The sequence below is a fragment of the Staphylococcus aureus genome, assembly GCF_001027105.1.
Lineage (GTDB): Bacteria > Bacillota > Bacilli > Staphylococcales > Staphylococcaceae > Staphylococcus > Staphylococcus aureus.
Window position 1 is genome coordinate 1,895,070 of record NZ_CP011526.1, and the last position, 22,614, is coordinate 1,917,683.

At 31.3% G+C, this 22,614-nt stretch carries 19 protein-coding genes and 1 pseudogene; 2 read left to right on the forward strand and 18 right to left on the reverse strand.

Going from position 1 to position 22,614, the window contains the following annotated elements; translation table 11 throughout:
• Positions 1–51 precede the first annotated feature (51 nt).
• The 9 genes from yhaM to AA076_RS09485 all read right to left on the reverse strand — a co-directional run bounded on the left by yhaM (position 52) and on the right by AA076_RS09485 (position 10,177).
• A complete protein-coding gene (yhaM, locus tag AA076_RS09445) occupies positions 52–993 on the reverse strand; it encodes a 3'-5' exoribonuclease YhaM (RefSeq protein ID WP_001244175.1) in 942 nt (313 codons plus the stop codon).
• Positions 990–3,926 (reverse strand): ATP-binding protein, encoded by a 2,937-nt coding sequence (locus AA076_RS09450; protein ID WP_001836286.1) that lies wholly within the window; start codon positions 3,924–3,926, stop codon positions 990–992. The genes yhaM and AA076_RS09450 overlap by 4 nt, the downstream gene beginning before the upstream one ends.
• Positions 3,916–5,112, reverse strand: coding sequence for a metallophosphoesterase family protein (locus tag AA076_RS09455; RefSeq protein ID WP_000238227.1), 1,197 nt, complete (start codon positions 5,110–5,112; stop codon positions 3,916–3,918). The genes AA076_RS09450 and AA076_RS09455 overlap by 11 nt, the downstream gene beginning before the upstream one ends.
• Before the next feature lie 290 nt (positions 5,113–5,402).
• The gene (locus AA076_RS15250) at positions 5,403–5,501 is read right to left on the reverse strand and encodes a hypothetical protein (RefSeq protein WP_001791795.1); all 99 of its coding nucleotides are present in this window, start codon (positions 5,499–5,501) and stop codon (positions 5,403–5,405) included.
• A 382-nt stretch (positions 5,502–5,883) separates the two neighbouring features.
• Positions 5,884–6,228, reverse strand: a complete 345-nt coding sequence (locus tag AA076_RS09465; protein ID WP_000290301.1) for a YlbF/YmcA family competence regulator — start codon at positions 6,226–6,228, stop codon at positions 5,884–5,886.
• Positions 6,229–6,296: 68 nt separating this feature from the next.
• Entirely contained in the window at positions 6,297–7,421 is a 1,125-nt protein-coding gene (locus AA076_RS09470) for a DUF445 domain-containing protein (protein ID WP_000992527.1), read from the reverse strand.
• A 178-nt stretch (positions 7,422–7,599) separates the two neighbouring features.
• Positions 7,600–8,064 carry an XRE family transcriptional regulator XdrA gene (gene xdrA / locus AA076_RS09475; protein WP_000375864.1) on the reverse strand — a complete coding sequence of 155 codons (465 nt, stop codon included), beginning with the start codon at positions 8,062–8,064 and terminating at the stop codon, positions 7,600–7,602.
• Positions 8,065–8,419: 355 nt separating this feature from the next.
• A complete protein-coding gene (locus tag AA076_RS09480; RefSeq protein ID WP_001045133.1) occupies positions 8,420–9,043 on the reverse strand; it encodes a response regulator in 624 nt (207 codons plus the stop codon).
• Between the two features lie 21 nt (positions 9,044–9,064).
• Positions 9,065–10,177 (reverse strand): GAF domain-containing sensor histidine kinase, encoded by a 1,113-nt coding sequence (locus AA076_RS09485; protein ID WP_000437967.1) that lies wholly within the window; start codon positions 10,175–10,177, stop codon positions 9,065–9,067.
• 162 nt (positions 10,178–10,339) lie between these two features.
• Here AA076_RS09485 and AA076_RS09490 point away from each other — a divergent pair, with 162 nt between their 5' ends.
• Positions 10,340–11,161 (forward strand): RluA family pseudouridine synthase, encoded by an 822-nt coding sequence (locus AA076_RS09490; protein ID WP_000669376.1) that lies wholly within the window; start codon positions 10,340–10,342, stop codon positions 11,159–11,161.
• Between the two features lie 462 nt (positions 11,162–11,623).
• Here the strand turns inward: AA076_RS09490 and fumC are convergent, their stop codons facing one another.
• The 9 genes from fumC to AA076_RS09540 all read right to left on the reverse strand — a co-directional run bounded on the left by fumC (position 11,624) and on the right by AA076_RS09540 (position 20,556).
• Positions 11,624–13,009 (reverse strand): class II fumarate hydratase, encoded by a 1,386-nt coding sequence (gene fumC, locus AA076_RS09495; RefSeq protein ID WP_000116224.1) that lies wholly within the window; start codon positions 13,007–13,009, stop codon positions 11,624–11,626.
• 195 nt (positions 13,010–13,204) lie between these two features.
• The gene (locus AA076_RS09500) at positions 13,205–13,600 is read right to left on the reverse strand and encodes a hypothetical protein (protein WP_000901021.1); all 396 of its coding nucleotides are present in this window, start codon (positions 13,598–13,600) and stop codon (positions 13,205–13,207) included.
• A gap of 776 nt (positions 13,601–14,376) precedes the next feature.
• Positions 14,377–14,529, reverse strand: a complete 153-nt coding sequence (locus AA076_RS15265; RefSeq protein ID WP_000031108.1) for an SAS053 family DNA gyrase inhibitor — start codon at positions 14,527–14,529, stop codon at positions 14,377–14,379.
• Positions 14,530–14,553: 24 nt separating this feature from the next.
• Positions 14,554–15,153 carry a 6-phosphogluconolactonase gene (locus AA076_RS09515; protein ID WP_001251224.1) on the reverse strand — a complete coding sequence of 200 codons (600 nt, stop codon included), beginning with the start codon at positions 15,151–15,153 and terminating at the stop codon, positions 14,554–14,556.
• A 158-nt stretch (positions 15,154–15,311) separates the two neighbouring features.
• Positions 15,312–15,782, reverse strand: a complete 471-nt coding sequence (gene trmL, locus AA076_RS09520; protein WP_000181398.1) for a tRNA (uridine(34)/cytosine(34)/5-carboxymethylaminomethyluridine(34)-2'-O)-methyltransferase TrmL — start codon at positions 15,780–15,782, stop codon at positions 15,312–15,314.
• A 4-nt stretch (positions 15,783–15,786) separates the two neighbouring features.
• Positions 15,787–16,914: a tRNA epoxyqueuosine(34) reductase QueG gene (gene queG / locus AA076_RS09525; RefSeq protein WP_000379978.1), complete on the reverse strand. Its 1,128-nt coding sequence runs from the start codon at positions 16,912–16,914 to the stop codon at positions 15,787–15,789.
• A 150-nt stretch (positions 16,915–17,064) separates the two neighbouring features.
• On the reverse strand, positions 17,065–17,787 hold the full coding sequence (locus AA076_RS09530; protein ID WP_000590809.1) for an amino acid ABC transporter ATP-binding protein: 723 nt from the start codon (positions 17,785–17,787) through the stop codon (positions 17,065–17,067).
• Entirely contained in the window at positions 17,780–19,237 is a 1,458-nt protein-coding gene (locus AA076_RS09535) for an ABC transporter substrate-binding protein/permease (protein ID WP_000649907.1), read from the reverse strand. The genes AA076_RS09530 and AA076_RS09535 overlap by 8 nt, the downstream gene beginning before the upstream one ends.
• 257 nt (positions 19,238–19,494) lie before the next feature.
• Positions 19,495–20,556: a PTS sugar transporter subunit IIC gene (locus tag AA076_RS09540; RefSeq protein WP_000063582.1), complete on the reverse strand. Its 1,062-nt coding sequence runs from the start codon at positions 20,554–20,556 to the stop codon at positions 19,495–19,497.
• Between the two features lie 492 nt (positions 20,557–21,048).
• On the opposite strand from AA076_RS09540, the pseudogene AA076_RS09550 reads away from it, so the two are divergent.
• Positions 21,049–22,367 (forward strand): annotated as a pseudogene (locus AA076_RS09550) (ISL3-like element IS1181 family transposase).
• Positions 22,368–22,614 lie beyond the last annotated feature (247 nt).

Consider the following 22,614-nt stretch of genomic DNA (forward strand, 5'->3'; position numbering starts at 1 on the left):
ACAGATGAGCTCATGTTTCAGTATACTCATCTGTCCGATATCTTTTAATTCTTAATCGAGTGATTCAGGATTGTAGAATCTACGATTTTCAAGACCAAATATTTTATCTGTAAACTGACCCTTGTCAGTTTTTTTATATGCCTTTTCAAACATATTCATTCTAGCATCGATATTATCGATATAGCATAAAATTTCTGCTTCTTTTAAGTATGGCAGTTTTGGAGAACCATACTCTAACTTACCATGATGAGATAAAATCATATGTCTTAACAACATGATTTCTTCTCCTTCAATGTTCAATTCACGAGCTGCTTCAACTACTTCATCACTCGCAATCGAGATGTGTCCTAATAAGTTACCTTCGACTGTATACGACGTCGCAACAGGACCACTCAATTCTCTAACTTTACCAATATCATGCAAAATAATACCACTATATAACAAACTTTTGTTTAACAATGGATAAATGTCACAAATTGATTTTGCAATACGTAACATCGTTAATACATGATAGCTTAAGCCACTCGCAAAGTTATGATGATGAGAACTAGCAGCTGGATATGTGTAAAATCGTTCTTGATATTTTTTCAATAAATGACGTGTGATACGTTGTAAATTAGCATTTTCAATATCTAGCAAATAATGAGAAATCTCTTCTTGTATTTCTGCCGGTGATAAAGGTGCACCATCTACAAATTGTTCTGTTTTTAATTGATCTTCAGTTGTCGCTAGTCTAATTTGGTTGACTTTCATCTGTTTATTTCCGCGATAGTTTATGATGTCACCTTTAACATGTACAATTTCTTCAGGCTTGATTGTTGCCATATCATTTTTTGTAGCCGTCCAAAATTTCGCTTCAATTTCACCACTTTTATCTTGCAAATGTAATGTCATATAATCTTTACCTTGTGCTGTTACACCCTGTGTAGCTTTATGCACTAAGAAAAAGTGATCAACTGAATCTCCGGGATTTAGATTCTCTATATTTCTCATCGTTTCCCGCCTTCCTCTATTTTGTTTAATGTAATCACTTCTTTTGATGGAACAATATTATCTTTTACACATGTAAAGTATAGTACTTGATAGTGTTCTGATAATGATCGTAAATAATTCAACATTTTTTCAGTACGTTTTTTATCAAAATGAACAAATGCATCATCAACAATTAATGGGAACGGATAATATGGTCTTAGTACCTTAATTAAACTGATACGTAAAGCTACATAAAGTAATTCTTTTGTAGATTGACTTAGTTCAACAGGATCATATAATTGACCATTAACATGTTTAACCGTAATTGAATCTTCATTATAGTTAATCATCGTATATCTGCCATCTGTTAAATGCTTCAATATTTCTACCGCTTCATTAATAACTTGAGGCAAACGTTTATCTTTAATTTGTTTAATGTGTTCATCAACTAAACTTTGTAAATAACTTAAACTTGCCCAATCTTTTGCGATATCATTAAGTTGATTTTTAAGACTGTGATATTCATGTCTTAAATTAGCAAGCGTTGTATCAGTTTCCATGTGATTGATTTGTGCACTTAAATCACTGACTTGTGCTTGCATTTCAAGATATTGCTCATTATATTCGTCAACTTGAGTAGCCAATAAATGATCTTCTTCTTCAAGTTGTGCAGTTGTTTTTTCACTTAAACTAGAACTTAATTCATAAGAATAGTTTTGGTTCTCAAGATATTTAGTTAAATCATTAAAACGACTCAAATTACTAGTATAAGTTTGGTAATCTTCATGATGTTGGTAAAAATCTTCTTCAGTACCAACATTGATAAAATCGAATAGTGCTGTAATTTCTTTATTATTTTCTTCTAATTGAGCATTTAAATGATTTAATTCATTTGTAACAAGTTTGGTATTTTCAGCATTAATACGCCATTTTTCATTCGTGTCTTCAGCTGATTTCAACCATTGTTGCACATCGTGGAATAAAGATAATTTGTTGAAATAAACAAATTGTGATTTTGTAACAGCTTCAGCATGATTGTAGAATGTATCTAATTCTTGAACCAATTGCTGGCGTTGTTGATTTAAATCACTGATATGTTGATCTAATGCTTTAATATTCGCCATTGTAGAAATACTATCAACAATTAAATCATTTGAAATTTTAGATGATAAGTATAATTCATCCTTAACGTTCTCAACTGTCGATTGTAATTCATCATGACGCCCTTTCGCATCATTTAAACGACCTTCAATATACTGACGTTTCTCTTCTAAAATATCTTTATTTTTCAAAGCTTGTTGCCAGTGATCACGAATGCGATATTGCTCATCAAGATCAAAATCTAAGTCATAATTTTCATCTAAAATGGCTAGTTGTGCTTTAATTTCTTCGATTTCATCTGTGATGGCCTCGCTATAATCTACTTCTTTTGATTTAGACATGATGATACCGATAACAAATACTAAAGTTAATACTGCGAAAATAATACCAAACAACATGTTGTTTGAAATAAATGAGAAGGCAGTTAAACCAATACCTACTAATGTTAAAAGAATAAACGTTGTTCGTAACAATTTTTGACGTTTTTGTTTTTCTTGTTGCTCAATTTCGAAACGTTCTTTCAATTTGCTATACAAGTTCTCTTTTTCGTTTAATTCAATGACTTGTTGTGAGTATTCTTTTTTCTTTTCAAAAGTCTCTTCAGGAACTATTTTTTCTTCAACAGAATCTAGTTCGCTATGAACCGCATTATCTTCGATTTTATTTTCTTCTAAACTACGTTCTAATTGTTTAATGTATGCAGCTTGTTCTTGTTTATTCTTGATTTGCTCACTGACATAACTTTTCATTGCCTCTGAACTATCTACGTCATGATGCGTTTCAGACCAACCAATATTTGATTGCAATTCATCTTTATCACGTTGTTTATTCGCAATATCCTTTTCGATTGCAGTAAGTTCAAATTCTTTATTTTTAATTTCATTTTCTTGTTGATTCAAACTAATGAAGGCGTCAATATCAGATTGTTTAACTGGCTCTAATTGAGTCGCTTCTTCTTTAAGTTGAGCTAAACGCTCATTTCTTAAACCAATATCTCTTTCTAACGATTGCTTATGCGCTCGTGCTTTTTCGTAACGATCCACACCTTTTTCTGGGAATGTGATTGGCTCAATATTTAACTGTTGTTCTAGAGACTTCCATTCTTGTGAATGATCATGTAAAGCAACCTCTTTTTGTTTTTCTTCATGCATTTTTGATAATTGATTTAAATTATGCTTTAAATTCTCTAATCGACGTGATGATTTATCTCGATCATCTACTAAGCGATGATATGTTTCTAGCTTTGCTTCTTCTTCACGAATTTGACTTTCTAGTTGTTTTAATTGCTCAATTTGTTGATTAATGATCGGATTTTTACCTGATTTTTTATATAATTCATCTTTTTTACGATTAATCACTTCGCGCATTGACGTGAATTCAGTTGATCCTAAAGCCCCTGCTTGTAATAAATAATCTTGCAATTGTTTTTCATTTAGATTTCTATGAATGTCTTGAAGCCCTAGTACATCAAATGAAAAGATACCTTGATATGTCTTTTTAGAAATATAATTAAGTTTCTTTTGTAACCAAGCATCATCACGCACAGCACCATTAGGTAAATATACTTTCACATCACCTTGAGCACTGCCTTTAATTCGTTCAACTTCAATCTCTAAGCCATCATCAAGAATAAGTACTAATTTACCACCGTATTGGTTACCTAGACGTGGTTCTAGTCTTGGCTCTTTAGACTTTTTAGTTGGAAATCCAAATAATATCGAATGGATGAATGCTTGAATCGTCGATTTACCCGCTTCATTTTCACCAAAAATTTCAGTGAAGTTTTTATTAAATTCAATTTTACGTTGAACAAATTGACCGTAACCATAAATATCAAGTGATTTAATTATCATTTTGTTCACCTCTCATTTCAGCTTTTAATATTTCTTCAGCACGATTAACTAATGCTGTATGGTCGAATGTTCCATAATCGTCTAGGAACTTAGATGCCCTTGGATTTAAATATAAATCTGACATCGCTTTATCAAAAACAGTTTGATCGACTAATAATTCCGCTGAAAATTCATTAACTAAAGGTGACTCATCATTTTGTGCATATTGTATTTTTAACTCATCAATATATACAAATTGATTTTCGTTTTCTTCATAATCTGTAATCATTTCTTCAACTTGTAATAAATCTTGAGGTGAAATTAATGTCTCACTATTAATAACAAGCGTTAAACGATAAAAGGCTTTTCCTTCTTCTCTCACTTGTTCTTTAAAGTTTTGAATGACCTCGTATAAACCTTGCTTAGATGTCTTATCCGTTTCAATAGTTGCTTCTTCAAATCTAATATACTGTGTAGGATAAAATTTAGTCTTTAATTTTAAGTGGTCACCCTCGATTAATAAGCAACCTTTTTCACCTTGCTCATTAAAATGTCTACCTTGAATATTACCTGAATAGTTAATTACAGGCATATCACTTAATTGTTGACGTTCATGTATATGACCTAAAGCCCAATAATGATACAATTTACTGTTTAAATCTTCTAAAATGAACTCGGTATATCTTTCGTTAACTGAAGATTTACTATACGTACCATGCAAGACACCAATATGTATGCCTTTTTGGCCTTGACTTGATGGATATTCATCAATCTTGTTCTCATAACTTGCTCTATTTTCATAACTAAATCCGTGAATATAAATTGTTTCACCAGATTTAGTAATTGCTTCATACGTCTCAACTTTATTTGAAAATACAGAAACATTATCTGGCCAGTTTGATGAAATCTTTGATGATAAAGGATCGTGATTACCATGACAAACATAAACAAAGATTTGTTCATTTTGTAAACGTTCAAATTGCTGTTTTAAGAAAATTTCAGCACGTAATGTTCTGTTTTCACTATCAAATAAATCACCCGCGATAATTACAAAATCAACATCTTGTTGTAATGCAATATCTACAATATTTTTAAAACTTTCATAAGCACTTTTTTGAACATCCTCAAAAATTTTAGGGCTTATATGACTCTTAGATTTGAAAGGACTATCTAAATGTAAATCCGAACAATGAATAAATTTAACCATACATCCATATCTCCTTAATTAAAGGTTCTAACATCAATTTTGCAAAATCCAACTATACAAAGCATTCTAATCACTATATTCATACTTATAGGTGTAGTGATTCATTAGCTGATTTATTAAAACCAGTCGCCATTTTTATTTCGTTAAAAAACTATTATCTACACAATAATAAAGTGCTTTAGTCAAATCGTGATGTTTTATTTATTAACAAGTTTATTATTTCTTCATTTTACCATAATACGCTTCATATCGTCGATGAACATATGAAATTGAGACACATTTATAACAGTTTAAAATTTTATTTGTAGCGTACGTTGATATTTTTCAAAAATTTCAGTCGGAAATGCAATTTCCGTAGTTATTAACACCGCTAGTGAATCAAATGGCACATTAAAGATTTACATGATTACTCTACTAGATTTGCTCGGCAGTAATGACCAATTAGAAACTAAATGTCAAAACTATCATTGCACTTAATACGCCAAACATTTTCAGGCCGTTCTTAATGAGTCATTAAAAGTGAAACGCTTTTCCATCAGTCCGATACATGACCGAACTAATAGTATTATGTTGAAAACTTTACACTTCAAAATGCAAAAAGGAAGTTAGGACACGTTTACTAGCCTAACTTCCGTTACTGAATGCATCTGCCCAATTTGACAGAGAGCCTCTAACTTCCGTTATCAAAACTAAAAAAACTACCCACAAAGTCTCGGACTCTGTCGGCAGTCTATTCCTCTATTTAAAGGATTGAAAAATATTATTTTAATATTAGTCAGCGTAAATTTCGTCTAATGGTTTAACGATAATTTGGTTGATTTCTTGGAATACTTGACTCATTTTTTGTTCAGCATTCATTAATGCAGAGATGTTTTCATCTTTTTCAATTGCTTGCGCTTGTTCTTGCGCTTTTTGTAAATCTTCTTCAGCAATTTCTTCACCTTGCATTTGTTTTTGTTGGAAGTTAATTTGAGTTTCACGGAACTCGTCGAATAACTTTTTAGATTCTTCGTTAGCTTTTACATTAGCGAATGCTTCTTTGATTGCTTTGTATTCTTCGCTTTCTCTTAAAGCTTGTTCTAATTGATTTGCATAATCATATAAATTTACTGCCATGGTTATAGCACTCCTTTGTTGTGATGTTTATTAAAACGTTCGATATTACTTTACCACATCTCGCTTTTTTAGACAAAGATTGCAACCAAACCTTGGAAAAATCCAATAATACCACCTAAAATGAAACCTAATGACATAATCAACTTTAGTTCTTTGTTAGCAATTTCTATAATTAATTTTTCAATATAATCTAAGTCAAACGTATTAATTTGTTCTTCAATTAATCCTCGTAAATCCACTTTTTTCATAATTGTAGATAAGTGAATCGATAATTTTTCAATGATTAAATTTGCTAATTTGCTAGAGAGTTGACCTTCTAAATAATCAACGAATTGAGGCATTAACGTAACCACTGGCTTATTCGCTTGTTTGCTTGCATATGTTGTTACATACACTGATAGATTTTCAGCGATTTCATTAAACTGCGATGCATCTAACAGTTCATTCAATGGTTTATCTTTAAAAGTTTGATATTCATTGGTAATTAACGATGTCACAATTGTTCTTGCTTTAGGATGAGATGTTAAACGTATAAGTTCTTGTTGAATGCGATCTGCAATACTCTCTTTTGTCATAAACATTTGCAACATACCAATTAACTTACCTTTCTCATTGAAAAAAGTATCCAACATATCATTAATATCTTGTGTGCCTTTTGCAGATGATAAATAATTCCTTGCACGATCACATAATAAGTCTGTTGCGTTATCTACATGCTGATTTAAAAATGTTACAAGTTGATTTGGCAATAAAGATGCTATTGTTTGGTTTTGATGCTTTGTATAATAATTATTCAATTGTGATTCAATATATTGATTTCCATTAGTTTGTAATACTTGTTCTAAATCAATATCGATTTGAGAAGTAATTTGTTTTATTGACAATTGATCTTTCGTCAACTTTTGTAACTGCTGTTGAATCATAGATTCTATTGCTTGCTGTGATTGCTCGCTTTTCAATTTTTCATTAATTAAAGTTTCTGTAAGCAAATGCTCTTCAATCACTTGGCCAATTTTAGTTGCAATTTCTTCGCGTCTTTTCGGTATTAAACCTGGTGTAAATGGGACTCTAAATTTAAATATATAGTATGGTTTAAAGGGGTGAAACAGCATTCTAATTGCAATTACATTAGTAATGCCACCAATTATCGCCCCTACTACAATCATAAATATGATAATAAATAGTGCATTCATAATTTTGACTCCTTTGTGACAACATAGTTATTCATTATACCACTATTTTTATTTTTTAATTCATTAATCATTTCACTTTCTGCTCAATTTATTATTAGTTTACATACAAAAAGCGATGCCTCACCTCTCGAAACAGGTGTGTTACATCGCTTTTATTATTTATTAAAAGTATATAGGCCTAGATATGTACTAATTCTTCTTTAGCATTTCTGTTAAAGTATGTTTCAGCTTCTCTCATTTTAGAAGTACCGAAAATTGGTTGGTTATCTGGATTTAATACACGATAAATATTGCTTACTTTGTTACTTTGTAAAATGTACCCATTACGAGTCTCAATGTTATTCCAATAAATATCACTTGTTGGTGCATGGTTTGGATATGCACAATGATTTCTTGAAATTGTTTGAACGATTTCTAATGGATCACAGCCAAATGTACTGTTTAATACTTCAGAGTCTCTGAATAATGCACAAATTGAAATACAAGTTGTCCAGTTTGGTAATACTCTCTCTTTTTCGATTTGTACTAAAGTCTTTTTAGAAAGTCCAATTGTTTGCGCCATAGTATCTTGCGTATAACCAGCCTCTATACGAACCATTTTAAATTTTGTTTGAATTAAATCTGTAAAACTCTGTCTATCCATTCTGTTATCTACCTTTCTGTTTGGGGAATTTTATCCGGACACAAGAAATTGCAATAATACACATTTCTTGAAACACAGATTACATCTTAATATATTTTTAATAAAATGAAAAGAGTCAATTTCACATTTGTATTAAATTTTGATCAAGTCAACAAGAGTTAAGTTTACTTTATAATGAAGCGAAAGTAAATGAAGTAAAATTTTATGCATAATCACTAGATTTGATAAAACTTACACTTTTATAATGATATCAAATTTACAAAGAAAACTGTATAATAAACCCTATCGCTATAAAAAATTCATCAAAATCAGATTAAAAATTGTCTATTTTTCGACAAATATTTAAAAGCTCATTCTAAATCAACTTATTTTCCATTGCATAAATTGCTGCTTGTGTACGATCGCTAACTTGTAATTTACTAAATATATGACTGACATGTGTTTTAATTGTTTTTTCAGATACAAATAAAGTTTCTGCAATCTCTTTATTTGTTTTACCTTTAACCATTTCACGTAACACTTCAATTTCTCTCTTTGACAACTTATTCGTGTAGTGTGGTTTTTGGCTAACTGTTTCGAATACATCTTGTGCCTTAGGATGTATCATTTTTTCACCGTTCATAACTCGTCTAATAGTTTCAATTAATTGCTGAGGCTCAACGTCTTTCATTTCATAACCATCAGCACCTTTATTGATTGCTGAAATTACATGTTCATCATCAACATAACTTGTTAATACCAAAACTTTAATATCCGGATAATGTGCCTTAATATATTCCGTAATTTCAATACCATTCATGCCAGGCATCACTAAATCTAATAGCACAATATCAGGGTGCTCATGCTCTTTTAAATATTCTAAAAATGTTTCTCCATCTGCAAAGTCTTGTAAAACTTCTATGTTTTCAATCGTGGATAATAAAAATCGCAATCCTTGTCGCACAATATAATGGTCATCTACTAATATTACTTTGTTCATGGGTTATCTCCTTAAATCAAGCTATTTTATAGGAATTGTGAATTGTATTTGTGTACCCTTTGTTGGCTGAGAATGAAAGGTCACTTTACCTCTTAATAATTTAACTCTTTGTTTTATGTTATTAATACCGTGTGATGAAGCTATCTGAACATTATCGATCTCAAATCCTTGACCATAATCAATCACGTCAATATATAGTATATCGTTCATTTGTTTTAATGTAAGATCCATTTTATTCGTATCAGCATGTTTCTTAACATTATTAATACACTCTTGTAATGCTCTGTATATGTTTTCTTCGATTTCATTAGATAAATCGATTAAACCTTCTACATTTACATTTAATTGTATATGCATTAATTTACTATATGCTGTCAAAGCATGAATTAAACCTTGCTCAAGTCCAACTGGCTTAAGTTGCCAAATCAATGCACGCATTTCATTAACGGCATTTTGACTCGTTTCCTCAATCGTCTTGAATGCTTGTTTAGCGATGGATTCGTTTGACATGCCATACGCAGCATGTGCTGTTAGTTTTACAGAAAATAACATTTGATTTACTGAATCATGTAAATCTCTAGCTAAACGATTACGTTCATTAATTTTTGCCGCTTCTTTTTCACGGTCTGTTAAATAAATACGTTTGATGGCTGACCCTAATTGAAATGCGACAGACTCTAGCAACTCTAAATCTTCATCGCTATATATTTCAGTATTTGGAGACGCTACATTTAAAATGCCGAATTGTTCTTGACCCGATTTAAGTGGTACCGTTGCATGATGTGTAATATTGTCATTTTGGCTAGGAAATGCTTTAGAGGCTAAGTTAATACGAGAACAATTGACGATATTCGACGCTTTCATTAGCCTACGTTGATTAAATGCTTTCACACACCAACAAGACCCATCTTTAATATAGTGACAGTGGTCTGCTGTCAAAGATTGTGGTAGAGCCACATGTGATACAAGTTCATGTTCACCTACGCTATTGATGAAAAATATCCAGCCTGTCGTGAAATTACTGCCCTCAATTAAATATTTTAACGCACCTTGGGTCATGCTATACATTTCAGTTTCTTCGTTTAAAAATTCGGCAATCTCTTTTAATAAAGCTAGTCGCGTCCTTTGTTCCATCAAATCGCTCCAATTCATTTTTACGTGTATTAACTATTATACATTGAGTTATTATATTTTTAAATCTTAGACGTAAACATGATAAAATGGCCTTGATTACTCAATAGTTATATTTCGGAGAACTGATTTGTGATATGATATTAAAGACTATAGGAGGATTTTATGAAATTTAAAATACCAGAAAACTTTAATGACTTAAGTTTACGAGATATTTTCCAACAACTTAAGGTACCTAAAAAAGATTTACATCATTTAAATATGTCTAAAGATATTACTATTAATGATAAACCTGCGCGATTAATGGATAAAGTGCATACTGGCGACGATGTATTTGTTCCAACCATCGATGAAAAAAGTAATTATGTTCCAAGTTATCGTTATGCACAAATTAAATACGAAGACGATGATATGGCAATCGTAATGAAACCTAAAGGTGTTAAGACTCACCCTAATGATTTAAAAGAAAGCAATACTTTAATGAATCATGTGATTTACACTATTGATAGTGACTATGTCGAACCAATTCATCGACTGGACCAGGAAACAGTAGGATTATTAATTGTTGCTAAAAATCCTTTAATGAAAAAAATTCTTGATCGCATGTTAGAAGACAATGATATTACGCGGATATACAAAGCAAATGTTAAGGCACTTTTACCTTTAAAACCACAAACGATTGATATGCCAATTGGTAAAGATAAATTCCATTCGAATAAACGACGTGTGTCTCCTACTGGACAGCGTGCAATTACACACATTTTAACTTCAAAAATGATAAAAGAAGCTGTGTGCCAACTTGAAATCAAGTTGGATACTGGACGTACTCATCAAATTCGTGTGCATTTAGCTGAAATTGGTCACCCTGTTATTGGTGATCCTTTATATGGTGATTCAACGTTAAGACAATTAGAACTTGAAAGTTACAAAATAGAGTTTGTGCATCCCTTGACTAAGGAAGTCATTTCCGTTTCTTTGGATGACTAATTTGATTAGTTTTGCATGATATTTAAACATGCAATACCGCATTGTAACTAAATCAAGTATCAACTTAAATCGGATAGATGGAAAATTATTAATTTTTTCAGATGTTCGGTTTTTTTGTTTTTTACGATGCTTAGGATTTTATATTTTGATATTTTAGTAATTATTCATTTTATAACATCCTTGGATAATGACTTGTAGTCTTTTTCAACTGCGTTACGTGTATCTATGGACAATACATGACATCATAAGATTTTTATCACAGGTTGTTTGGCCAATACATGTACAACAATTCATCATATAAAAAATAGGTTCTATAATAAAACGGACTCCATGAAAAGTTTTTCCTTTTCATGGCTCTATATCAAATCAGACTTATAAGTTCAATTTGACATAGACAAAAAATAAAGCTTGAACACTACATCTACCTGTAATGCCCAAACTTTATTTTATATTAATATTTAATTAATGAGGATCTACCATATCTTCTGGTTTAATCCATGCTTCAAATTGTTCTTCTGTAACATATCCAGTTTGAATTGCAGATTCTTTTAAAGTTAAACCTTCTTTATGGGCTTTCTTAGCAATTTGAGCTGCTTTTTCATAACCAATATGTGGATTTAATGCAGTAACTAACATTAATGATTGATTTAAATAATTATCAATATTCTCTTCGATTGGTTCAATGCCCACTGCACAATTGTTATTAAATGTTTCCATACCATCAGCTAAAAGATAAATTGATTGTAGTGTATTATGCATAATAACTGGTTTATAAACATTCAATTCAAAGTTACCTTGTGAACTTGCGAAGCCAACAACTGTATCATTACCCATTACTTGGACTGCAACCATTGTTAACATTTCACATTGTGTAGGATTAACTTTACCAGGCATAATTGATGAACCTGGTTCATTTTCAGGGATAGAAATTTCTGCCAAACCAGCTCGTGGCCCTGAAGCCAACCATCTCACATCATTAGCAATTTTCATTAAGTCTCCTGCTAATGCCTTCAATGTTCCATGCAATTGAACAACTTCATCATGCGCTGTAAGTGCGTGGAATTTATTTTCAGAAGATACAAATGGATAACCCGTATTTTCTGAAATATAATGTGCCACTTTATCACCAAATTCAGGATGCGCATTAATACCAGTACCAACAGCCGTACCACCGATGGCAAGATTTAAAATGTGCTTCTTAGATTCAGATAACATTGTTTCACAACGGTCAAGCATATAACGCCAGCCACTAATCTCTTGTCCTAGTTTGATCGGCGTTGCATCTTGTAAATGTGTACGACCAATTTTAATAATTGAATCAAATTTATCTTCTTTTTCTTTCAAAGTATTTCTTAAAAGTTTTAATGCAGGTTCTAATTTTGTTTCAACCTCTTGATATAATGCAACGTGCATAGCAGTTGGGAATGTATCATTCGAACTTTGAGATTTATTTACATCATCATTTGGGTGGATACTTTCATCACTTTGATGATCTTTTAAATACATATTAGCAACATAACTTACTACTTCGTTCACATTCATATTACTTTGTGTACCGCTTCCTGTTTGCCATACAACTAGTGGGAAGTGTTCATCTAATTCACCTGATAAAATTTGATCACATGCGTATACAATGGCATCTTTCTTTGCCTCGCTTAATTTTCCTAAATCAAAATTAGCTATTGCTGCTGCACGCTTTAGTTGTGCAAAACCATAAACTACTTCGATTGGCATACGCTCTTTACCAACTGGGAAATTACGTTTACTTCTTTCTGTTTGAGCACCCCAATATTTATCTGCAGGTACTTCTATTTCTCCAAAAGTATCATGTTCAATTCTTACTGACATTCAATTTCTCCCCTTATCACTGTTTATTTAACTGTAGTATATCATTAAATAATTTAATTGAGCAATTTATGATTAAAACGTTTTCATAATTTGAAATAAAAATACACTAATCGCACGTGTTCACCCTTTATTACAGTGATACGGTCATACGATTAGTGTGTTATCTATCATTATTTAGTTATTATTGAACTAAGTTTAATTACGATACTTTGTTTTAGTAGCTTCAACCGTAGCAATAGCTGTAAGTATATATAATACAGCACTAACAATTGTCGTATATGGATTTAGAGCAACAAGCGTACCTAAAACTCCTGTTAAACTCGCATAAAACCCATCAAGTGTATAATACAATATTGCTGTTATTAATAAACAACAAATTACACTGATTACAATACCTGATTGATTACTTTTAATGAATGTTTGCGCATTAACATCATCAATTAATCCTTTTGATAAATTGAGTTGTAATTTTATTACTTTGAAAATAACAGGTAAATATAATGCCCCAATTGCCAATGGAAAAGCTTTAATTGATATTAAACTTATAATAACTGTTGCTATCAATAATTGAATCCAGTATTTTCCTAACATAAATATATAAATCTCCTCTAATTTCATTCTTCAATAGCATATCATAATCTTGGCATATTAAGAAACGCGGTTTAATGATTTCATTAAAAATATTACTGATAGATGACTTCTTTCAATTATGTCTGGAGTAATTAATTATCAATTCCGTTTAAATGGTGTTTTAATATTTAAAATTGAACTTTTGATATATTACTATGTCTGGTACACAAATCAATGTTTTATGCTTTACAAAGTTATATTGGCAGTAGTTGACTGCAGTCCACAACATAGAGGCTTCGGAATGTCAGCTTCTATTTCATGCAAGTTGGTGGAGCTCCAACATAGTGGAATTGGATTCCCAATTTCTACAGACATTGCAAATTGGGGAAACGGGCCACAAACTCAGAAACTGGTGGAAAGTCAGCTTAAAATAACATGCAAGTTGGCGAGGCCCCAAAATAGTGAGATCGGATTTCTAATTTCTACAGACATTGCAAATTAGGGAAACGGGCCACAAACTCAGAAGTTGGTGGAAAGTCAGCTTAAAATAACATGCAAGTTGGCGGGGCCACAACATAGAAAAATTGGATCCTCAATTTCTACAAACAATGTAAGTTGGGGAAACAGCCCCAACACTGAAACTAGCAGAAAGTCAGCTTCTATGAATATAATAAAAAAGCTAGGTAACAAAATGCTACCTAACTTCATATTCAAGATAATCAATCCTATTTGATATATGTTCTATACTATACATTATTTACATGATAAATAACTGAATATTACACAATTATAATACTTTACTGACTGTCTTCTTCAGAATTCTTTTCTTGATCATTTTGATCAGAGATTTGTTCCATTTCTTTACCTAATTCTTTTAAATCTTCAAAATCCGTTACCATACTGTTTTCTTCTTCATGATAATTTAATTTTGGATCTTTGTCTTTAGACATAATCAATACCTCACAGATTTTTAATTAAGCAAAGCGTGACGTAAAGTAAGCTTTAACATCTTCAGGTAAACCTGCAGCCGCTTCTTTATCAAGAATAACATTTACCATTCTATGTGCTTTTAAATCGGCTGGTTCGAAGCTTGTTTTACCATTTTCTTGATATAATTTTTCAACTACATCTCGTTTATTAGCACCTGTCACTACTAAGAAAATTTCTCTTGCTTCCATTAGTCCTTGACGAATACTAACATTTAACTTACCTTGCTCATCGATAGAAACAACTTGTAATGTTAATTTCCCTTTATTTTCTTTAGTTTTAATCTTATCAGCGATTAATTCGATTGCATCTTTTTCATAAGCAATTGGATAAACTTGACCTGCTGGTACACCTAACGCTTCGAAATATGATTTTTTATCGTCATAATCTAAAATATTTATTTGGCTAAAATCAACAGCATGTTTTTCAACATTTTTCTTTAATTCATCTAGAACTGGCGCTTGATCTGTATCTAAATGAAAACCTGCAATTGTAGTAGGATTATTGTTAAATTGCTTTCTAATAATATCAGCAGCATATTCTGCTACAAGTTGACTATTGTCAAAGACTTTAAAGTTCATTGCCATGATTTCTACACTCCTCTTAGTTTGCATTTTACATAAAAACGGCGATATTAATAATTATTATACCCTAACTTTCAATATATCAAACCATTTAACTTTAACATGCTTATACTCTAAATATAGCACTTAAGCATCATTTTTATAATGAAAATGAGTAAATTTTAATTCAATCCCGGAAAATCTTGTTGACGTAACGCTTCATAAATTAACAACGCAGCAGTATTTGATAAATTTAATGAACGAATATGTTCACTCATAGGAATTCTTAACGCTGTGTCTTGATATTTCTCTTTCACCCAGTCTGGTAATCCTGTCGTTTCTTTTCCAAAAATGAAGTAAAAATCTTTGTCATGATTTGAAAAATCAAAATCACTATAAGTCTTTTTACCAAATTTTGTTAATAAGTAATACTCGCCATTTGTGACTTCAAAAAATGCTTCAATACTATCATGATACGTAATATTCACAAATTCCCAATAATCTAAACCGGCTCTTTTTAACATTTTATCATCAGTTCTAAATCCAAGAGGTTTAATTAAATGTAAATGTGTGTTTGTACCTGCACACGTACGTGCAATGTTACCAGTATTAGCTGGGATTTCTGGTTGATATAAAACGATATGATTTGTCATATTACTATTCTCTCCTTGTGTCTAATCCTTTTATCATTTCATTCTGAACTTCTGCATCCTCTTGATCATAATTAGCATTGATAAAATCTCTTGCTTCTTCCCCAAGAATTTGACCAATGGCCCAATAAGCAGTTGCTCGAATCAACGGTCTTTCATCTGTTGTTGCAACTTTTTTCAATTCTGGAATTGCATCCACTTCATTAAAATGCGCCAATGCTAAAATAGCATTTCGTTGTATCGGCTTTTTACCACGCCAAGCACCTGCAAGGTGACCATATGTTTGTTTGAATTCTTTATTAGACATACGTAGTAAAGGTACTAATCTTGGCTTTAAAATTTCTGGTTCCAAAATGATGTCATCTTGTTCGGTATTAATACCTCTATTTTTCGGACAAACTTGTTGACACGTATCGCAACCATATAATCTATTCCCAATTTTATAACGATATTGGTCAGGCATATAGCCTTTTGTTTGCGTTAAAAAACTAATGCATTTCTGACTATTTAATTGGCCATTTCCAACTAATGCACTTGTTGGACAACGATCAACACAAATTGTACAATCACCACAGCTATCTAATAATGGATCATCAGGTTCAAAAGGTATACTGACTAACATTTCACCGAGGTATGTCCATGTTCCTAGTTTAGGATTGATGACAAAGCCATTACGACCAACAAATCCTAAACCTGCACGTTCTGCTACTGCCCTATCTGATAATACACCCGTATCTACCATAGATTTGATTTCAACATCTGGAACTTTAGATTCAATAAATGCAGCTAACATGTCTAATCGTTTACGCATAATTGTATGATAATCTTGACCCCACGATGCTCTAGCAAATAAGCCTCTGCGATCACCTCTAACACTCTTAGGTGCACCTTTCAGTTTGTTAGGATAACCAACTGCAATTGCTATGATTGACCTTGCTGTTGGTAAGGATAATTTAGGCTCCGTTCGTAAAGCAATATCAGATTCTTCAAATCCTGAGGCATAACCATTTGCATGATATGCTTCTAGCTTTTGCTTCAATTCATCAAAGGGATCGGCAGTAGTAAATCCAATACTGTCGATACCAATTGTATATGCATAGTCAATGATATCTTGCTTTAATTGCTTTGTATCCAATCGTATGCCCCCCATAAAATAATACTATGTTATTTTAACACAACCATTATTCATATTGAGGTTTCATTTCACATAATTTTAATAATAAAAAGCTTGAATATATGATATAACTTTGTGGTGCGTATCATATATTCAAGCTTCGTTAGGTTGTTATAATACTCTTGCTAAGAAATTTTGTGTTCTTTCATGTTGCGGTTGTTCAAATATTTCGACTGGTGTGCCTGACTCTACGACAACGCCATCTGCCATAAATATGACTTTGTCACTTACATCTTTGGCAAATCCCATTTCATGTGTCACAACCACCATGGTCATACCTTCTTTGGCTAGGTCTTTCATTACTTTTAATACATCACCAACTACCTCAGGATCTAATGCTGAAGTTGGTTCATCGAATAAAATAACATCTGGATGCATTGCTAAAGCTCTTGCAATTGCTACCCTTTGTTTTTGACCACCTGATAATTGATTCGGATATACATCTGCTTTTTCTTTTAATCCCACTTTATCTAATAACGACAATGCTTCCTTATGTAATTCATCGTTATTATCTTTCTTTAATAATTTAGGAGCTAAAATAATATTATCGACAACTTTTTTATGTGGAAATAGGTTGAAGTTTTGAAATACCATACCCATTTTTTGACGTAGTTTATCTACTTGTGTCCCTTTTTCCGTTAAGTCATTGCCTTCAAAAATCACTTGACCTTTAGTAGGTACTTCTAATAAATTCATACATCTTAACAATGTACTTTTACCACTACCAGATGGACCTATTATTGCTACTACTTCCCCTTGATTGATTTCAAGATTGATATCTTTTAAAACTTCATTATCTCCAAAAACTTTATTAAGATTGTTTATTTTAATCACTGGCATTCAATCTCCCTTCAATCATGTTCATAATGCGTGTAAGTACAAATGTTAAGACAAAGTATAATGCTGCTGCCACTATTAATGGTGTGAATGGGTCAAATGAAATACCTTGAACCACTTGTGCATTAAACATAATTTCGCCAACTCCAATTGTTGACACAATAGATGATTCTTTAATTAAAGTGACAAATTCATTACCTAAAGCTGGTAAAATATTTTTAATTGCTTGTGGCATAATTACACTTTTCATCGTTTGTCTATAATTCAAACCTAGACTACGTGCGGCTTCCATTTGGCCTTTATCAACAGCATTTATACCTGCACGAATAATTTCAGCAATGTAAGCTGAGGAATTAATAACTAATGCAATTGTTCCACAAACAAGAGCTGAAATGTCTAGTCCTAATGCAGCAGTTATACCAAAGAATACGATAAATACTTGAACTAACATTGGTGTTCCTCTTAATATTTCGATATAGATAGAAGCAATCCATGAAATAATTTTTATTTTACTTAATTTCATTAACGCAACGAATGCACCTAAAATAGAACCTAATGCAACACCGATAAGTGAAATTAATATTGTAATCTTAATTCCTTTCAAGAAAAAACTACCATACTTAGAAATAAAACCACTGTCATCATTCATCGCATTTGCAGCATTAGTCATATATTTATCGATTAATCCTTTATCTTTAACCTCCTTAATCGTTTTATTAATTTGTGACAATAATTTTGGTGAATCTTTTGGCACTGCTATCACTGTATCTTTTTCTTCTTCATTAAATTTCACATTGGAAATTCCTAATTTAGGATTTTGTTTTAAATATGCTTCTGCTACAGGTTTTTCAACTACAGCACCTTCAACCTTTCCACTTTTCAATGCTAATATAACGTCTGGTAAACGGCTTAATGAAGTAATAGATGCATTTTCAATTTCGGTTTGAGCGATTTTTTCTTGTTCAGTTCCCTTTTGTGCCCCTACTTTTTTATTATTAAAGTCTTTGATATCTTTATATTCATTAACTTTATCTTTCTTTACAAGCATGATATTTTTAGTCATCATATATGAATCTGAAAAATCAACTTGCTTCTTACGTTCAGGCGTTGAAGTCATTCCGGAAATAATAATATCAATTTTTCCAGTTTTAAGAGCTCCTAACAAACTATCAAATGACATATTGACGATTTTTAATTTTAAATTATTATCTTTCGCAATTTTTTTAGCTAAATCAATATCTACACCTGCATACTCAGTCTTACCATTAACTGTATGCTCAAATTCCATTGGTGCATAATCTGCAGAAAGACCCACTCTAAGTTCACCGCGTTCTTTAATCTTCTCCCATGTTTGATCTTGTTCAGCATGTGCTGTGGGATTGATATACACCATAGCACTGCTAATTAACAACCCTAATACTAATATAAACCTAATTAAACACTTCATTTATACAGCCCTCCCTAATTAATATTCATAATTATACATATTAATACATTTTGATGCAATAGTGTTTTATAAATGTATTTTTATCAATATAAAGAAAAGCTTCTTTTTAAAAGACTGTACATAAAAAATCCGCTATTATACGTGAACAAATCTCACATTTTAAAATCAATCAAAAAAGCGCTACTATCAATATCTTATTGACAGTAACGCCTATATTTATCATATATTAAAACTTATTCTTGTCATCAAGCTATAAATTATTGTTTTGGAACTTCAAATTTATAAATATCATTAGAATATATAGGAATGAATTTTTTACACAATTCATGAACAATAAATGCCGATACAAATGGTATGACAAAATAACCAAGTGCTAATAAAATAATATTCATTGTTGGATCACCTGACATTCGGTTAAATGCATTTATTGGGCCAACTAATCCTGTATATCCAAATCCAGCAGACAATGGTGTTCCTTTAACCTGAAGAACGTAAGCAATGATTCCAGTAATTATTCCATTTATAGTCAATGGTATCGAAATAATTAAATTTTTCAAGTAAACTGGGATCATCATTTTTGCAGCTCCTATGAGTAAAACTGCATTTACACCAATAGAATTGACACGCAATGAGCCAAATAAGAAAGTAACACAGGCAGCCACTATACCTAGGTTTGCTGCTCCACTTCCTAGTCCGTTTAAACTAATCGCAGTTGCAATCGCTACTAACGATATTGGTGTTACCATTAATAATGAAAATGCCACACTAATAAGTATAGACATTAACAACGGATTTAAGTCTGTAAAAGAATGAATTACATTTCCAATTGCTTGAGTAATTTTTCGAATGTAAGGTAATGTGATTAGACCGATACCCCCACTAACGATAGGTACTAAAACTGGTAATATAATTAATTCAAAAGATCCAAGTTTGTTTTGTAATACCATATATATAAGACATGCAATAATAACAACCAAACTCGTATTTATAATGTCACCTATACCTTTTAACATAAAACTATTATTGCTATATACAACAGCACCTGAACCAATCATAGCTGATGTACCTACTATAGCAGCACCTGCACCATTAAATTTAAATTGATGAGCAGCTAAAACCCCAATAATAAATGCCATAAATGATTGAATTAGTATCACTAACTGATACGTTAATTCTAAAATTTCATTACCACTTTTAAATATTTTTAATACTTCACCTAATAAAGCATTCGGAACAAGTGCAATAACAACACCAGCACCAATAGAATTTAAAATCTTACTGAAAAACTGTTTATTATCAGCATTATTTGCGTTACTCATAAACGACCTCCAATTTGAACATTAAACTCATCATATTATAGAAAATTAACTTTAACAATGATTAGTTGGCTAATTTAATCTAAATATAACAATCCACAAATTGAATAAAGCAAATTTAAACAATCTACTCACTAATCAATGTCATGTTAATTTTAAAATACTACTAATTACATCCTGTGACTAATAATGTAATAAATTGTAAATATTAAAATAGCCATATTACTATTAAGATAGATAAATTGAATCGACTTGGTATAAAGCACAATAAAATAGCACTTTTACAAATATATTATTAGAAAAGTTGAAACAAATATATAACCCCAGATAATATAATCATTATCATTAATGTAATACCAAAAAAAGAAGTTAAACAGGTTCTTCATCTTTTATGGTGGGAAGGTAAAACTTCCTGCTTTTTTTAATACACAAAAAGCGCAATTGCCTCTATAATTTAAAGTGACCAAACCCAAACTAAAGGAGACAAGTGCGCCTATGTGTAATGATACCTTAGAATTACTAAGAATAAAAGATGAAAATATAAAATATATAAACCAAGAAATTGACGTCATTATCAAAGGAAAAAAGCAACAGTGGTTAATGCTGTACTAACGTATAAGCCTTCGGCCTGTTATTGTTGTGGAGTTAAAAATGAAGGACAAATTCATAAACATGGTAAGCGTGTTTCTCGTATTACTTTACTTAAAACTCAAGGGTATAACACATACCTCAACTTAGCTAAACAACGTTTTAAATGCTTAGAATGCAATGGCACTTTTACTGCTAAAACGTCAATTGTTGATGAGTCGTGTTTTATCTCAAGATGTGTTACTCAAAAAGTTATAGAAGAAGCTACTAAAGTTAAAACAGAGATTGATACTGCAGAAGATAACTGTATCTCTCCATCTACTGTAAGTCGTATTAGAACTAAAGCGGCTAATTCATTACGAATTAAACCCTTTAATTGTTTGCCAGAACACATCGCTATGGATGAATTTAAAAGCGTTAAAAATGTAACTGGATCAATGAGTTTCATTTTTATAGATAATGATACTCATGATGTTATAGATATTTTAGAAAATAGAACTACAAGATTCTTGCGTGCCTATTTCGAGCGATTCGATTTAAAAAATCGACAACAAGTTAAGACGGTTACTATTGACATGTATGAACCCTATGTCCGATTATTTCGCGACCTATTTCCTAATGCAGCTATTATTTTTGACAGATTCCATATCGTTCAACATTTAAATAGAGAACTTAATAAGTATCGTGTACAAGTTATGAATGAATACCGTAATAAAAAAGGACCTGATTATACAATTTTTAAGAATAACTGGAAAGTCCTATTGATGGATACTAGTAAAACCATATTTAGTAAATACAGATGGAATAAATCTTTTAAGGCTTATAAACGCTCATCTGACATTGTAGAATTCATGCTTTCAAAAGACGATATACTACGACACTCCTACGAACTTGTCCAAGGATTACGAAAAGACCTAAGGTTATGTAATTGGCCTAAATTTATTAATCGTTTAAATTCAGTTAGTAAAAAGTCTGTGAGTAAGGGTGTATGGAAAGTGGTTAAATATTATAGAAAACATCAAAGGATGTTAAGAAATACAATTTATTACCCAGCATTTAATAATGGTGCTATAGAAGGAATTAATAATAAGATAAAATTAATCAAGTGAATTTCTTTTGGTTACAGAAATTTCAACAACTTTAAAGCACGTATAATGATGATTTTCAGCTTGTACAAAGGAGAAAAAAAGAAGACAACCAAGCCCAATAATGGACTGGCCGCCTAATAATAAAAACTCTAAAAGTTGTATTTTAAAAATAGTTCTTTAAATTATATACCCACCACATTTGGTGGAGAACCGTTAAACAATGCATAGTTGCTTAACTTCCAATATTGAACTCATCATTACAATTTGACATAGAGTCTATTAAAGCGTGTGCCATTTGAGTCCACTTTTATTTGTATTGTATAGAGAGAAATAAAAAGAAACCTTGTTTTACAAGGTTTCTAATACGTTATGTTATGTAAATAAC

Coding starts and splice junctions, on each gene's coding strand:
- yhaM (WP_001244175.1), bottom strand. CDS start 993: ATGAGAAATATAGAGAATCTAAATCCCGGAGATTCAGTTGATCACTTT.
- AA076_RS09450 (WP_001836286.1), bottom strand. CDS start 3,926: ATGATAATTAAATCACTTGATATTTATGGTTACGGTCAATTTGTTCAA.
- AA076_RS09455 (WP_000238227.1), bottom strand. CDS start 5,112: ATGGTTAAATTTATTCATTGTTCGGATTTACATTTAGATAGTCCTTTC.
- AA076_RS09465 (WP_000290301.1), bottom strand. CDS start 6,228: ATGGCAGTAAATTTATATGATTATGCAAATCAATTAGAACAAGCTTTA.
- AA076_RS09470 (WP_000992527.1), bottom strand. CDS start 7,421: ATGAATGCACTATTTATTATCATATTTATGATTGTAGTAGGGGCGATA.
- xdrA (WP_000375864.1), bottom strand. CDS start 8,064: ATGGATAGACAGAGTTTTACAGATTTAATTCAAACAAAATTTAAAATG.
- AA076_RS09480 (WP_001045133.1), bottom strand. CDS start 9,043: ATGAACAAAGTAATATTAGTAGATGACCATTATATTGTGCGACAAGGA.
- AA076_RS09485 (WP_000437967.1), bottom strand. CDS start 10,177: ATGGAACAAAGGACGCGACTAGCTTTATTAAAAGAGATTGCCGAATTT.
- AA076_RS09490 (WP_000669376.1), top strand. CDS start 10,340: ATGAAATTTAAAATACCAGAAAACTTTAATGACTTAAGTTTACGAGAT.
- fumC (WP_000116224.1), bottom strand. CDS start 13,009: ATGTCAGTAAGAATTGAACATGATACTTTTGGAGAAATAGAAGTACCT.
- AA076_RS09500 (WP_000901021.1), bottom strand. CDS start 13,600: ATGTTAGGAAAATACTGGATTCAATTATTGATAGCAACAGTTATTATA.
- AA076_RS15265 (WP_000031108.1), bottom strand. CDS start 14,529: ATGTCTAAAGACAAAGATCCAAAATTAAATTATCATGAAGAAGAAAAC.
- AA076_RS09515 (WP_001251224.1), bottom strand. CDS start 15,153: ATGGCAATGAACTTTAAAGTCTTTGACAATAGTCAACTTGTAGCAGAA.
- trmL (WP_000181398.1), bottom strand. CDS start 15,782: ATGACAAATCATATCGTTTTATATCAACCAGAAATCCCAGCTAATACT.
- AA076_RS09535 (WP_000649907.1), bottom strand. CDS start 19,237: ATGAAGTGTTTAATTAGGTTTATATTAGTATTAGGGTTGTTAATTAGC.
- AA076_RS09540 (WP_000063582.1), bottom strand. CDS start 20,556: ATGAGTAACGCAAATAATGCTGATAATAAACAGTTTTTCAGTAAGATT.